At 71.0% G+C, this 13802-nt stretch carries 14 protein-coding genes; 5 read left to right on the plus strand and 9 right to left on the minus strand.

Annotated features, from left to right (window positions below; all coding sequences use genetic code 11):
• The 8 genes from ACVNF4_RS22725 to ACVNF4_RS22760 form a co-directional block, all read right to left on the minus strand.
• A partial coding sequence (locus ACVNF4_RS22725) for a DUF3492 domain-containing protein (protein ID WP_461804711.1) occupies positions 1-343 on the minus strand: 343 nt, incomplete at its 3' end.
• A 248-nt stretch (positions 344-591) separates the two neighbouring features.
• Positions 592-2184, minus strand: coding sequence for a dipeptide ABC transporter ATP-binding protein (locus ACVNF4_RS22730; RefSeq protein ID WP_461804712.1), 1593 nt, complete (start codon positions 2182-2184; stop codon positions 592-594).
• Positions 2181-3179, minus strand: coding sequence for an ABC transporter permease (locus tag ACVNF4_RS22735; protein WP_461804713.1), 999 nt, complete (start codon positions 3177-3179; stop codon positions 2181-2183). Before ACVNF4_RS22735 ends, ACVNF4_RS22730 begins: the two co-directional genes overlap by 4 nt.
• Positions 3176-4192: an ABC transporter permease gene (locus ACVNF4_RS22740; protein ID WP_461804714.1), complete on the minus strand. Its 1017-nt coding sequence runs from the start codon at positions 4190-4192 to the stop codon at positions 3176-3178. Before ACVNF4_RS22740 ends, ACVNF4_RS22735 begins: the two co-directional genes overlap by 4 nt.
• Before the next feature lie 36 nt (positions 4193-4228).
• Positions 4229-5947: an ABC transporter substrate-binding protein gene (locus ACVNF4_RS22745; RefSeq protein ID WP_461804715.1), complete on the minus strand. Its 1719-nt coding sequence runs from the start codon at positions 5945-5947 to the stop codon at positions 4229-4231.
• A gap of 255 nt (positions 5948-6202) precedes the next feature.
• The gene (locus tag ACVNF4_RS22750; protein ID WP_461804716.1) at positions 6203-6295 is read right to left on the minus strand and encodes an Ms4533A family Cys-rich leader peptide; all 93 of its coding nucleotides are present in this window, start codon (positions 6293-6295) and stop codon (positions 6203-6205) included.
• 57 nt (positions 6296-6352) lie between these two features.
• Positions 6353-7804, minus strand: a complete 1452-nt coding sequence (locus ACVNF4_RS22755) for a DUF3152 domain-containing protein (RefSeq protein ID WP_461804717.1) — start codon at positions 7802-7804, stop codon at positions 6353-6355.
• 5 nt (positions 7805-7809) lie between these two features.
• Entirely contained in the window at positions 7810-8835 is a 1026-nt protein-coding gene (locus ACVNF4_RS22760) for an alpha/beta fold hydrolase (RefSeq protein WP_461804718.1), read from the minus strand.
• Positions 8836-9057: 222 nt separating this feature from the next.
• Here ACVNF4_RS22760 and ACVNF4_RS22765 point away from each other — a divergent pair, with 222 nt between their 5' ends.
• The 4 genes from ACVNF4_RS22765 to ACVNF4_RS22780 all read left to right on the plus strand — a co-directional run bounded on the left by ACVNF4_RS22765 (position 9058) and on the right by ACVNF4_RS22780 (position 10962).
• Positions 9058-9267, plus strand: a complete 210-nt coding sequence (locus ACVNF4_RS22765) for a hypothetical protein (protein ID WP_461804719.1) — start codon at positions 9058-9060, stop codon at positions 9265-9267.
• 249 nt (positions 9268-9516) lie between these two features.
• Positions 9517-10173, plus strand: a complete 657-nt coding sequence (locus ACVNF4_RS22770; protein ID WP_461804720.1) for a TetR/AcrR family transcriptional regulator — start codon at positions 9517-9519, stop codon at positions 10171-10173.
• A gap of 166 nt (positions 10174-10339) precedes the next feature.
• Entirely contained in the window at positions 10340-10564 is a 225-nt protein-coding gene (locus tag ACVNF4_RS22775; protein WP_461804721.1) for a DUF3107 domain-containing protein, read from the plus strand.
• 128 nt (positions 10565-10692) lie between these two features.
• Positions 10693-10962, plus strand: coding sequence for a hypothetical protein (locus ACVNF4_RS22780; protein ID WP_461804722.1), 270 nt, complete (start codon positions 10693-10695; stop codon positions 10960-10962).
• Between the two features lie 75 nt (positions 10963-11037).
• Here ACVNF4_RS22780 and ACVNF4_RS22785 read toward each other — a convergent pair whose 3' ends face one another.
• Positions 11038-11790 (minus strand): ferritin-like fold-containing protein, encoded by a 753-nt coding sequence (locus ACVNF4_RS22785; RefSeq protein WP_461804723.1) that lies wholly within the window; start codon positions 11788-11790, stop codon positions 11038-11040.
• 515 nt (positions 11791-12305) lie between these two features.
• Between ACVNF4_RS22785 and ACVNF4_RS22790 the strand changes: the two genes are divergently transcribed.
• Positions 12306-13802, plus strand: a 1497-nt coding sequence (locus ACVNF4_RS22790) for a DEAD/DEAH box helicase (protein WP_461804724.1), incomplete at its 3' end; no start/stop codon positions are given.

The following is a 13802-nucleotide window of genomic DNA, read 5'->3' on the forward strand; positions in this document are numbered from 1 at the left end:
GTTCGAGGGCGCGCACGGCCTGTTCGGAGCGGAGCGCGCCGGGGAGTCCGCCTTCGTCGCGGGCGAGGTCGGCGAGTGCGTACAGCGCGTTGCCGAAACGGTCCGCCTGGGCGGTGGAGGGGGATGCGGTGCAGACGGCGGCCACCAGGTCGCCGTACGCCTCCAGGAAGCGTGCGCGGGTGCGGCGGCCGTGGACGATCCCGTCGTCCGCGCGGTGGGTGAGGTCGAGGGGGTAGCGGTCGAACCGGTGCTGTCCGAGCCCGCGCACGAGCCGGTCGCACCAGAGTCCGGCGTCACCGCTCACATACGGATGGCCACCCTCCGTCAGCAGTCCGATGCGCACGAGCGCACCCCCGATCTCCCGTTCAGGGAGCCGTCGTTGGCCCGACGGCTCGCAGCGGGAAGAACGTATGCGGACAAGGCGGGGGTGCGGCGGACGGTTGTCCGTCGCACCACCAAAAGGGGTGAACGGCCGTAACTTTCCCGTGCGGGTCGCGTTCTGTCGCGCTAAGGAATCACACGGTCACCGGGCGGCGGACCGAACATCACACAAAAGCGCCCCAGGGCGACACCCTGGGGCGCTCGGTGGGCTCAGGCCGCGGCCAGCTCCCGCCGTTCGGCCCTCCGGCGGGCGGCGACCCCCGGATCGAGCGCCGGGACGGCGGCCAGGAGCTGCTTGGTGTAGTCCTCGCGCGGCGTGTCGTACACCTCGTCGGCGGGCCCCTCCTCGACGATCCGCCCGCCGCGCATGACGGCGACCCGGTCGCTGACCTGGCGGACGACGGCGAGGTCGTGGGCGATGAAGACGAGGGCGAGGCCGAGTTCGCGCTGGAGCTCGCCCAGGAGGGCGACGACCTGCGCCTGGGTGGTCACGTCGAGCGCGGAGACCGGCTCGTCGCAGACGATCACCCGGGGGTCGGCGGCGAGCGCGCGGGCGATGCCGACGCGCTGGCGCTGGCCGCCGCTGAACTCGTGCGGGTAGCGGTCGTAGTGGGCCGCTTCGAGGCCGACGCGCTCCAGGAGTTCACCCACGCGCGCGTGGATGCGCTTCTCGTCCTTCTCGCCCCGCGCGCGCAGCGGGTCGGCGATCGACTCGCCCACGCTGCGGCGGGGGTTGAGGGAGGAGACGGGGTCCTGGAAGACCATCTGGACGGCGGGGTCCACACGGGTGTGCGCGCGCCCGTCGTAGCGGAGTTCGCCGGCCGTGGGCTTCAGGAGGCCCACCAGCATGCGTCCCAGCGTGGTCTTGCCGCTGCCGCTCTCCCCGACGACACCGAGGGTCTCGCCCCGGCGGACGGTCAGGGAGACGTCGTCGACGGCCCTGAACGCCTTCCTGCCGCGCCCGAACTCGCGCCGCAGGCCGGTGGCTTCGAGGACGACGTCGTCGGTCGCCTCGGAGCCCGTGCGACGCGTCTCCACGCGCGGGACGGCGCCGAGCAGCTCACGCGTGTAGGCGTCCTTCGGGGCGCTCAGGACGTCCGTCGTGGGGCCGTGCTCGACGAGCCTGCCGCGCCGCATGACGAGGACGTCGTCGACGCTCTCGGCGGCCACGCCGACGTCGTGGGTGACCAGCAGGAGGCCCATGCCGGTCTCCTCGCGCAGCGTGTGCAGCAGGTCGAGGATCTGGGCCTGGACGGTGACGTCGAGGGCCGTGGTGGGCTCGTCGGCGATCAGGAGGTCCGGTTCGCAGGCGAGCGCCATCGCGATCAGCGCGCGCTGGCGCATGCCGCCGCTGAACTCGTGCGGCCGTGAACGTGCCCGGCGGGCCGCGTCCGGGATGCCGACCCGGTCGAGGACCTCGACGGCACGCGCGCGTGCGGCACGTTTCGCCGCGCGCGTGTGCACCCGGTACACCTCGGCGATCTGGTCGCCGATCGCGTAGTACGGGTCGAGGGACGACAGCGGGTCCTGGAAGACCATCGCCGCCTTCCCGCCGCGCAGGCGCCGCAGATCCTCGTCCGAGGCGTCCTGGACGGCGGTCCCGGCGACGGTGACGGAGCCGCGCACGCGCGCGCCTGTGCCCCGGTGCAGGCCCAGCAGCGCCGAGGCGACGGTGGACTTGCCGGAGCCGGACTCGCCGACCAGAGCGAGCGCCCCGCCCTGCGCGAGGGTGAAGGAGAGGCTGTCGACGGCCTTCAGGGCGCCGAACTCGACCGTGAGGCCGCTGACTTCCACGAGGCTCACGCGAGCACCACCCGTCGGTCGGCCACCGCGTACAGGACGTCCGCGAAGGCGTTGGCGAGGACCACGAAGAACCCGATGACCAGGACCATGCCGACGACGACCGGGAGGTCGACGACGCTGACCGCGTGCACGAGCTCCTGCCCGATGCCGGGGAGCCCGAACAGCGTCTCGATGAGGACGGCGCCGCCCACCGCGCTGCCGAAGTCGTTGGCGTTGAGGGCGATGACGGGGGCGAGCGCGCCGCGCAGGGCGTGCCGTCCGATGATCGCCCGCTCGCCGACGCCGTACGCGCGGAAGGTGCGGATGTGGTCCTCCGCGAGGGTCTCCAGCATCGACGTCCGCGTGAGGCGCGCGAAGTAGGCGGCCTCGGCGAGCGCGAGGGTGAGCCAGGGCAGGAGGAGGTTCCACGCCCACTGTTCGGGGTCGTCGGAGAAATTGACGTACTGCGGGAACGGCAGCAGTTCGAGCTGCCCGCAGACGACGATCATCAGCAGCAGGCCGATGACGAAGACCGGCATGGCGATCCCGGCGAGAGTGACGCCGGTCAGCGCGCGCTCGGTGAACCGGCCGCGCCGCCACACCGACAGCACGCCCGTGCCGACGCCCAGGACCAGCCACAGCACCATCGCGCCGAACACCAGCGACAGGCTGACGGGGAGCTTGCCGAGGATCGTCTCGGTGACCTGCTGGCCGCTCTGGTACGACATGCCGAGGCAGGGCGCCGAGCAGTGCTCGACGGACGTCCCGGTCGAGTAGTCGTGGCCGGCGACGATGCCCTGGAGGAAGTCCCAGTAGCGCAGGTACAGCGGGTCGTCGAGCTTGAGCTGCTCGGCGACCTGGCGGACCTGTTCCGGCGAGCAGCGCGGGCCGCAGGTGATCTGGGCGACGTTGCCGGGGGTGACGTAGAAGACCACGTAGATCACCGCCGAGAGGGCGATCAGCGTGAGGACGACGCCGACCGCGCGGCGCACGAGGAATCCGGCGAGGCCGTTCACTGGGCGGCCTCCTTCACGGTCTCGGCCTTCGTCTCCTGCTTGCGGCCCGTCCCGACGCGCAGACGGGAGGCCGCGCGCGGGTCGAGGGCGGTGCGGACGCCGTCGGCGAGGACCATGAGGGCCAGCACCGTGACGAACAGGGCGCAGGCGGGCAGCAGGAGGTACTGCGGGGCCGTCTGGTACCAGATGTTGGCGGAGGTGAGCATCTGTCCCCAGGACGGCGTGGGCGGCTTCACACCGACGCCGAGGAACGACAGGGACGCCTCGATGGCGATGTTGGCGGGCGCCATCAGCGCGGCGTACGTGATGACCGGCGCGGCGAGCCCGGGGAGCAGCTCCCGGTGGGCGATCCGCCAGGTGCTCCAGCCGCTGAGCCGGGCCGCGGCCACGTAGTCGCGCTCCTTGAGGCTGAGCGTCTGCGCGCGGGCGATCTTCCCGACCGTCCCCCAGGCGACGAATCCGATGACCAGGGCGACGAGCACCGGGCGCGGGAAGCTCGCGGGGACGACGGCCAGCAGCGCCAGCGCCATGATGATCAGCGGCATCGCGACGATGATGTCCGTGATCCTGCTCAACAGTTGATCAACCCATCGGTTGCCGAGCGCGGCCGTGACGCCGACGACGACACCGAGGACGACCTGGACGACGGTCGCCGCGAGCGCGACACCGAGGGAGACGCGAGCGCCGTAGACGAGGCGGGCGAACAGGTCGCGGCCGGTCTGCGGTTCGACGCCGAGCCAGTGATCGGCGCTGACGCCGCCGAAGGAGCCGAGGGGGACGCCGCCGCGCGCCGAGTCGACCAGGTCGGGGTGGTAGGTGGTGGGGTCCTGGCCCTCCAGCGCGGTGAGGAGGGGCGCGGCGAGCGCGACCAGGACGAGGAGGGCGACGACGGCCGCCGCGACCATGGCGGCACGCTGCGCGCGCAGCCGCCGCCAGAACTGACGGGCACCGGAGGCCCCCGGGACGGCGATGTCCGTCCCGGGGGCCTCGGTGGCGTGGAGTGCCTGACTCATGTTGATTACTTGATCGCCATTGACTGTCTGTGTCGACTACTTGACCGCGACCTGGGAGATGTCGAGGACACCCGTCCAGTCGCTGATGACGACGTTCTTGATGTCCTTGCCCACCAACCGCTTGTAGACGGGGTGGAACAGCGGGACGGTCAGCGCCTGCTCACCGATCTTCTTGTCGAGTGCGCCCCAGCGCTTGGCGGCGGCGTCGAGGTCGGTCAGCTTGTTGATCGCGTCGATCTCGTCGTTGACGGACTTGTCGTTCAGCTGGGCGGAGTTGAAGTTCGCGCCGTCCGTGACGATCTGGCGGCCGTCGAAGATCGGGGCGAGGAAGGGGCCGCCGGAGGGCCAGTCGGCACCCCAGTGGGCAAGGAAGAGGCCCGGCTCGGTCTTCACGCTCTGGATGGTGTCGGAGTACGCGTTGTCCTCCAGGCCCTGGAGCTTGACGGTGATGCCGGCCTTCTTGAGTCCGTCCTGGATCGCGGTCGCGATCTCCGGGCCGGTCTCGGGGTTCTTCTCGTTGGAATGCGTCAGCGTGACGGTCAGCCCGTTCGGGAAGCCCGCCTCCTTCAGCAGCTCCTTGGCCTTGGCGGCGTTGCCCGTCTCACCGGCCGGGAACAGGTCGTACGGCGTGTAGCCGAAGGACTTCTGGTTCGGCAGGTAGGTGGTCGCGGGCTCGGCGAGCGCGGAGCCGCCGGCCGCGTTGATCACGGAGGAGCGGTCGACGGCGTAGGAGATCGCCTGGCGCACCTTCGGGTTGTCGAACGGCTTCACCTTCGGATTGAAGGCGAGATAGTTCGTGTAGCCGAAGTGACCGGTGCCGACGCGCGCGGCGAGGCTCTTGTCGCCGGTCACCTTCGCCAGCTCGGCCGGGCCGAGGTTGGTGTCCACGGTGACCGCGGCGGCGTCCGCGCCCTGGGACGCCGACAGCCGCTGGTTGATCACCGCGGAGTCGAGGCCGGAGCGCACGTCGATCTTGTCCGGGTACGCCTTGCGCTCGGCGTCCGTGGCCGCCGACCAGTTGGGGTTGCGGTCCAGGACGACGTGCTCGCCGTTGTTGTCGTTCGAGACGACCTTGTAGGGGCCGGAGGAGATGGGGTGCTGGACGTACTTGGTGCCGGTGTCCTTGGCCTTCGGGACCGGCGTGAACTGGGTCTGCGTGGCCAGGAAGGGGAACTCGCCCTCCGGCTTGTTCAGGTGGAAGACGATGGTCCGCGCGTCCGGCGTCTCGATCGCGGACAGGCCCTTGGGGTCCTTGTAGGGGCCCTGGTAGTCGGCGGCACCGACCAGCCAGTCCCGCAGGTAGGGGGCGCCGCCGGAGAGCTCGGGGGCGAAGGAGCGCTCGATGCCGTACTTGATGTCGGCGGTCGTGATCGGGCTGCCGTCCTCGTACTTGAGGCCCTCCTTGAGGGTGTACGTCCACACGGTCGCGTCCTTGTTGGGGCGCCCGGTGTCGGTGGCGAGGTCGGGGACGACCTTCGCGCCCTCGGCGCCGTTCTCGCGGTTGCGGGTGGTGAGCGTGCGGAAGATCAGGGAGGGCACGTTGCCGCCGCCGGAGGTGTACAGGCGGGCCGGGTCGAGGTTTTTCTGCGGGTTCGAGTCGAGCACGGTCAGCGTGCCGCCCTTGTGGGGCGTGGAGTCGCCGCCGGAGTCCTTGGCGCCGTTGTCCTCCGGCCCGCAGGCGGCGACACCCGCTGCCACGACCAGGCTGACGGACGCCGCGGCCACGCGGCGGGCTTTGACGGACGGTTGACGCATCGGTGGGGGCCTCTCGATCGACCGGACCGGTCGGGTTGACCGGGCTGAGTGTGTTGACAGTGGGGTTGATTCAGTTGACCGACTTGATCCGGTCACCCCATATCTCGACAGTCGTCCCGAAATACGAGACAGATTGACGAGGAGTGAGACGATCACGGACAGACGTGTGCCCCGGCGGCGAAGAGTCGAAAAAACGTGACCCAGGTCACGGGATAACGCGGGTGATCCGACGCGCGCACGCATGAGGGCGGGGCGTCAGCAACAGTGGATGTCGGCTACACAGAGCGCGGTCACGCCGATGAGCGCGAGCTCGATCGCCGCGCTGCCTCCGACATGACTAGACCACATGGGCAGAAATATGAACGAAAATCGGTCCGCATGTCAACGTGACTAATGAGCCGTTTGTCAACTCGCCGGGTACGCCCACGGGTTGGGCAGACAGTGGATCCCGTCGTGGTCCAGGAACTTCGTCTGCTGCTGCATGACCGGCGCCAGCTCGCCGTCCTTGTCGCACGTCACATGCCCGTTGCCGAGACGATGGCCCACCTCGTGGTTGATCAGCATCTGCCGGTACGCGTACATCTTGTCGCCGTAGGTCTTCGAACCCTGCGCCCAGCGGTACGCGTTGATCATCACGCGCTGGGTGGCCGCGGAGTCGCAGGAGACGTTGTCCTGCGTGGTGTCGAGGCCTGATTTCGCGCACCAGAAGGCGGTGGTGCCGGGGCTCGCGAGGGTGATGACGAAATCCGGCCGTCCGGTGAAGACCCGCTCGAAGGTGCGGGCACCGTCGTGGGCCCAGCTCCGGTCGTCGTTCAGGGTCTTCTGCACGGCCTGCGCGAACAGTCCGCCGTCCAGCCCGATCCCCTGCTCGACGTCCACCCGGTACGTGAACTTGCGGCCCTTCCCGGGCGCCTTCTCGACCCCCGGGACCGCGTCGAACTTCCCCGAGCCCTTGAGGTCCGCAGCCATCGGGTACTTCGCGCTCATCCGCTCGTCGTACGACAGCGGCTTCACGTCCGACGGCACGGAGGGGGTCGGCAGGACACCGGCGGCGCCCCCGGCCGTGCCCGCGCCCGCCTCGGCCGAGAGGCCGCCCTGCGCCTGGGGGCGGGCCTTGCCGCCGCCCCGGTCGTCGGAGGTGATCTGTCCGGCGACGACCACCGCGAGGACGGTCGTGACGGCCGCCGCGGCGATGCCGGTGAAGGCTCGGCTCTTGGTGTTCTTCTGCGGGGCCGGGGTGTCGGGGCCGGCGTGATCGACGTGATCGACTTGATCACCGGGGTTGACCGGCTGGACAGGCTTGATCGGTGCCGATGGGTGGTCGATGCCACGATCAACATCGTCACGCCGGTCAAGCCGGTCGATGAGATCGACGTCCATATGGACAGCCGTGTCCATACGAGCGGTCGTGTCCATACGTACGGCCGGTTCCCCGAACGCGTCCAGATACTCCTGCCGCGGTCCACCCCCGACCCGCGGCCTCGGCACGGCGGAGGGCCGCCCCCCGGACTCACCGAACGCCCCCCAGCCGCCCCCGGCCTCCCGCTGCTCGGGATGTCCCCCGCGCACCGACGGGAACCCGTACGCGGGCGTGCCGTCGAGCTGAGGGAAACCGTGCGGAGGCGCCCCCTGGGCGACAGCACCCTGAGGCGCCCCGTTGCCCCGATAGGGCCCGGTGGACGGTGAACCGCTCTCGTACCAGGACGCCTCGGCGTTCCGCGTGGGCAGCGGAGGCCGCTCCCCGGCCCCCGGCGCACCCCCCGTGGGGGCACCTCCGGAGGAAGCCGCACCCTGCGAAGGCACAGCCCCCTTCTTCGCCGGTTTCGGCGCCGGCCCGCGCCGACTGTGCCGCCCCACCCGCCTCAGCTCCCCGAATCCGCGCCGGAGACCACGTCACTGGAGACCACGTCGTCGCCCCCCGCGTCCGCCCCGGCGCCGTCCGTCGACGCGAGAAGGTCCCGGAAGGCGGCGGCGACGGCCTCCGGGTACTCCATCATCGCGACGTGCCCGGCGTCGGGCAGGGAGAGCAGACGGGAGTCCCGGAAGGTGCGCTCGGCCCGCCGGGCCATGCGGTAGCCGACGAGCTGGTCGCGGGCGCCGTAGACCAGCAGGGTCGGCGCGAGGACCCGGGCGGCCTGGCGCCACATGTTGTGCTGGCCGCCGAGGGTGTACGAGTTGACGAGCCCGCGCGCGGAACGCGTCATCGCGTCCCAGAAGTACGGCAGCCGCAGCCGCCGTTCCATCTCCTCGACGGCCGCCTGGAACCCCTCCGCGCTCACGCGCGCGGGATCGCCGTAACACAGCGCCATGACGCCCCGGACCCGGTCCTCCGGCGTCCAGTCACGGCTGAGACGGCTGAACAGCGCGGTCACCCCGGGCACCGCGAGCAGCCCCGTCGGGACGGCGGTGCGCTGGACGCGGATCTCGGGGAGGGCCGGCGAGATCAGGGTGAGCGTGCGCACCAGGTCGGGCCGGACGGCCGCCACGCGCGTGGAGACCGCGCCGCCCAGCGAGTTGCCGAACAGGTGGACCGGGCCGCGCCCCGAGGCGTCGAGGAGGTGGATCACCGCGCGCGCGTGCGCCGAGACCGAGTAGTTGCCGTCGTCCGGCGGCGGGGAGTCGCCGAAGCCGGGCAGGTCGACCGCCTCGCCGTCGACGACACCTTCCAGGCGCAGCATCAGGTCCGACCAGTTCTGCGAGGAACCCCCCAGACCGTGGACGTACAGCGCCGGAGGCAGCCCCTCGCGCGCGGGAGGACGGGAACGGACCGAGAGCGTCGTACCGGGAAGCCGGACCGACCTCAGGCGCTCGCCTTCCGCGACCCGGACGGGCAACACCTTCGGAAAGGCGTTGACGGGCGGCGGAGTTGGCACCTCGGTCGAAGACATGCGGCAATGTTACGAGACGATCACACGCGCGTCCGCGCGATCGGCATCACAGAAGGCGTGAAAGAACGCACAGCGGGGACGCGGAACCGAACAGACGTGAACGGGATCGGTCGGCCGGCGCCACCTGTCGCGCACGCGTGACACGGCATGGCGTCCGGAAGGGAGGTCTCCTAGGCTCGGAAGCGACGCGACCCCGAACTCGCACGTGGAGGGAGACCCGTCATGGCCATCGATCCCACCGATCCCGACAGCTTCGAGCACGGCGGACAGGACGACGTCGAGGCACCCGAGACCGACACGGCCGAGCAGCGGACGGAGCTGACCCCGGACGGCGACGACTCCCTGGAGGACGTCGACCCGGACCGCGGCGCCGAGGCGGACCTGCTGGAGCAGGCCCGGGTGGTAGCTCTGGACGAGGACGACTACCGCTGAGCCCGAGCCCCTCCCGGGCCCCTGGAGCCCCCACCGCGCCTCCCCGAACCGGCCGTACAGCCGACCCCGGGCGCCTCGTATGCCCGGATCGTGCCGGGCCGAAACCCCGCACGTCACTTCTGCACGGCTTTTCCCACCGCCCGGTCCGTGAAATTCTGCGCTCGCACCGCGCACGCCACGATTACCGAAAAGTACGATGGCGGCGCGGCCAGCACAGCACACCGCATGTGGACGACTTTTGGAGGCGGCGTGACAGCCATCGAGCAGACCGAGGCCACGCGCCCGCGAGGCACGCGCCTGCCGCGCCGTGCCCGACGGAACCAGTTGCTGGGCGCCGCCCAGGAAGTGTTCGTGGCACAGGGCTACCACTCGGCCGCGATGGACGACATCGCCGAGCGCGCCGGGGTCAGCAAGCCGGTGCTCTACCAGCACTTCCCGGGCAAGCTCGACCTGTACCTCGCGCTTCTCGACCAGCACTGCGAGTCCCTGATCCAGGCGGTGCGCACGGCGCTCGCCTCGACGACGGACAACAAGCAGCGCGTGCGCGCGACGATGGACGCCTACTTCGCGTACGTCCAGGACGAGGGCGGCGCCTTCCGGCTGGTCTTCGAGTCCGACCTGACGAACGAACCGGCCGTGCGCGAGCGCGTCGACAAGGTGACGAACGATTGCGCGGAGGCGATCTGCGACGTCATCGCGGAGGACACGGGCCTGTCCCGGCAGGAGTCGATGCTGCTGGCCTCCGGCCTCGGCGGGCTCGCGCAGGTCGTCGCCCGCTCCTGGCTGCACAGCGACCGCAGCGTCCCGCGCGACCAGGCGGTGCAGCTGCTGGCGTCGCTCGCCTGGCGCGGTATCGCGGGGTTCCCGCTGCACGGCACGGAACAGGCGGGCGCGGACGCGCACTGATCGCCTTCGAACGCGCACCGACGTCACAGCTCGCGTTTTTGTTCCCGGTGGGTGTTCGCTCCTGGCGTGGGTGGCCCGCGCCGTGTCCGTCCCCTCACCGGGCTAATGTGTGCAGCGTACGGCGCGGACGCCCGCGCACCTCACTGACCGTCGGAGGGACATAGCCGTGGAGGTCAAGATCGGCGTGCAGCACGCACCCCGCGAGATCGTTCTGGAGAGCGGTCAGAGTGCCGAGGAGGTCGAGAAGGCGGTGGCCGAGGCACTGGCGGGCCAGTCGTCGCTGCTCAGCCTCGTGGACGACCACGGGCGCAAGGTCCTGGTCCCGGCGGACCGTCTGGCCTACGTGGAGCTCGGCGAGCCGGCTCCCCGCAAGGTGGGCTTCGGCGCGTAAGGCACCCGGCAGCACGGCCGGGACACGGACGGAGCACATCCCCCGCACAGGGGAGGATTGCATTCCGCAGGTCACGGGTAAGACGGCTACGACCTTGGTGCACGGGACGGCCGTACGGGAGGGCCCACATGATCCTCGAAGCGCTCGCCTCCGCGATGCTCGGTCTCGCGCTCGCGTGGACGGCGACCCGCCGGCTCCCCCACCGCCTCCCGGCCCCCGCCCTGGTCCTCGCGACCGGCACCGCCGGAGCCCTCTTCGGCGACTTCGTCACCCACACGGCCTTCGCCTCCGGCCTCCTGCCCAGCCTGCTGGGAGCGGCCGTGGTGGGCACGGCGTCGCTCTCCCTGCTGCTGCGCCCGTCAGCGGGCCGGCTGAGGAGCCGGTCGATCCCGGCGTAGCCGGAAGAGGCGCGGGCGTGCCGACCACAACAGGCCCGCAGCCGCGCAACTCCCAGAACCACCCCCCGCAGAGCGCTACGCCGCCAAGCCCAGCGCAGCCATCCGCTTCGTGTGCGCCTCCGTGATCCGCGAGAACATCCGCCCCACCTCCGCGAGGTCGAACCCGTCGGCCACCCCTCCGACCAGCATGGTCGACAGGGCGTCTCGTTCGGCGACGACCCTCTGGGACTGCGACAACGCCTCCCCCATGAGCCGCCGCGCCCACAGCGCGAGGCGTCCGCCCACGCGCGGGTCGGCGTCGATGGCGGCCCGTACGCGCTCGACGGCGAACCCGGCGTGCCCGGTGTCGTCGAGGACGGCGAGGACGAGCGCGCGGGTGTCGGAGTCGAGCCGGGCGGCGACCTCGCGGTAGAAGTCGCTGGCGATCGAGTCACCGACGTACGCCTTGACAAGCCCCTCCAGCCAGTCGGAGGGGGCCGTCTGCCGGTGGAACCCGTCGAGCGCGGCGACGAACGGCTCCATGGCCTCCGTCGGCTCCGTGCCGATCTCGGTGATCCGGTCCCGCAGCCGCTCGAAGTGGTGGAACTCGGCGGACGCCATCTTCGCCAGCTCCGCCTTGTCGGCGAGCGTCGGCGCCAGCTTCGCGTCCTCCGCGAGCCGCTCGAACGCCGCGAGCTCGCCGTAGGCCAATGCTCCGAGGAGGTCCACCACGGCGGCCCGGTACTGCGGCTCGGTGGCGGCCTCGTCCCAGTTCTGGGCGGCGATGCCGGTGTGCTCGGGGGTTTCGGCGGACTCGTTGGCGTGGTCAGACGTCGTCATGAAACGCACAATAGTCCCGCCGCCCGGACGCCGTGATCCCCGACGGATCTCAGGGTCAAGACCCTGAGGGATACGGACAGTTCTCGGGGCCCGACCCGGTAAGAACCATGACGTGACCGAATCGGCCGTCGCATGTGCACGAATCCGGGGTATGGTGGTAATGCGCCTGCTGGTACCTCCCCGTACTTCGCAGGCCCATGTATGAGGATGCCCGGTCGCTGGCCCGATCGGCTCCGACCCGACAGCCCTCCTGTTTCGTACGGCACATCGCGTACGGACCGTCCGGAGGGACCCTCAGCGGTACGAGCGCTAGAGCGTCGGCAGAGGTCCCGTGCCCTACGGCTGGTCCGTAAGGCAGCCGACGTCCCCGGCACGGTCCGTCAAAGACCCCCGCGCTCGCCTCGCACCGCGTACACAGAAGAGGCAGCACCCTGACTACGACGTTCAGAGATCTCGGGATCCTTCCCGAGACCGCCGAGGCCCTGGAAGCCGTCGGCATCATCAACCCCTTCCCCATCCAGGAGATGACCCTCCCTGTCGCCCTCAGCGGCACGGACATCATCGGCCAGGCGAAGACCGGCACCGGCAAGACGCTGGGCTTCGGTCTCCCCCTCCTGGAGCGCGTCACCGTCCCCGTCGACGTCGAGGCCGGCCGCGCCGCGCCCGAGGCGCTCACGGACGCCCCGCAGGCCCTCGTCGTCGTCCCCACGCGCGAGCTGTGCACGCAGGTGACGAACGACCTGCTGACGGCCGGCAAGGTCCGTAACGTGCGGGTGACCGCGATCTACGGCGGTCGCGCGTACGAGCCGCAGGTCGAGGCCCTCAGGAAGGGTGTCGACGTCGTCGTCGGCACCCCCGGGCGGCTGCTCGACCTCGCGGGCCAGAAGAAGCTCAACCTGAAGCACGTCAAGTGCCTGGTGCTCGACGAGGCCGACGAGATGCTCGACCTGGGCTTCCTGCCCGACGTCGAGAAGATCATGGACATGCTGCCGGCCCGCCGTCAGACGATGCTGTTCTCGGCGACCATGCCGGGCGCCGTCATCGGCCTCGCGCGCCGGTACATGTCCCAGCCCACGCACATCCGCGCGACCTCGCCGGACGACGAGGGCGCGACCGTCGCGAACATCGCGCAGCACGTCTACCGCGCGCACTCGATGGACAAGCCCGAGATGGTCGCCCGCATCCTCCAGGCGGAGGGCCGCGCGCTCGCGATGATCTTCTGCCGCACGAAGCGGACGGCCGCCGACATCGCCGAGCAGTTGGAGCGCCGCGGGTTCGCCTCCGGCGCGGTCCACGGCGACCTCGGCCAGGGGGCCCGTGAGCAGGCGCTGCGCGCGTTCCGCAACGGCAAGGTCGACGTCCTCGTCTGCACCGACGTCGCCGCGCGCGGGATCGACGTCGAGAACGTCACACACGTCATCAACTACCAGTCCCCCGAGGACGAGAAGACGTACCTGCACCGCATCGGCCGCACCGGCCGCGCGGGTGCCTCGGGTACGGCGATCACCCTCGTCGACTGGGACGACATCCCGCGCTGGCAGCTCATCAACAAGGCGCTGGAACTGAACTTCAGCGACCCGCCGGAGACGTACTCCACCTCCCCGCACCTCTTCGAGGAGCTGAAGATCCCGGCCGGCACGAAGGGTGTCCTGCCGCGTTCCGAGCGCACGCGCGCAGGGCTCGACGCCGAGGTCCTGGAGGATCTGGGCGAGCCGGGCGGTCGTGCTCGTGGAGGCCGTGGCGGTCGCGGGGAGCGCGACCGGCGTGGTGGCGGCGAGCGGGACCGTCGCGGTGGGCGGGGCGAGTCCGCGTCCGTCGAGACCGAGGCCGGTACCGAGCGTCCGTCGCGGACGCCGCGCCGCCGTCGTCGTACGCGTGGCGGGTCCCCGCTGGAGCAGGGGGCCGCGCCCGCCGCAGCGCCTCAGCAGCAGCCCCGCCGCACCGAGCATCGCCGCGATCCCGAACCCGCCCACCACGTAGGCCGGGGTGGTCATCGGCATGTCCTTGGCGACCGTCCACAC

The organism is Streptomyces sp. S6 (genome assembly GCF_054880855.1).

What these genes read in the sequence shown, in the direction of transcription:
- ACVNF4_RS22740 (WP_461804714.1), bottom strand. Translation starts at nt 4,192, where the DNA reads ATGAGTCAGGCACTCCACGCCACCGAGGCCCCCGGGACGGACATCGCC.
- ACVNF4_RS22745 (WP_461804715.1), bottom strand. Translation starts at nt 5,947, where the DNA reads ATGCGTCAACCGTCCGTCAAAGCCCGCCGCGTGGCCGCGGCGTCCGTC.
- ACVNF4_RS22750 (WP_461804716.1), bottom strand. Translation starts at nt 6,295, where the DNA reads ATGTGGTCTAGTCATGTCGGAGGCAGCGCGGCGATCGAGCTCGCGCTC.
- ACVNF4_RS22760 (WP_461804718.1), bottom strand. Translation starts at nt 8,835, where the DNA reads ATGTCTTCGACCGAGGTGCCAACTCCGCCGCCCGTCAACGCCTTTCCG.
- ACVNF4_RS22765 (WP_461804719.1), top strand. Translation starts at nt 9,058, where the DNA reads ATGGCCATCGATCCCACCGATCCCGACAGCTTCGAGCACGGCGGACAG.
- ACVNF4_RS22780 (WP_461804722.1), top strand. Translation starts at nt 10,693, where the DNA reads ATGATCCTCGAAGCGCTCGCCTCCGCGATGCTCGGTCTCGCGCTCGCG.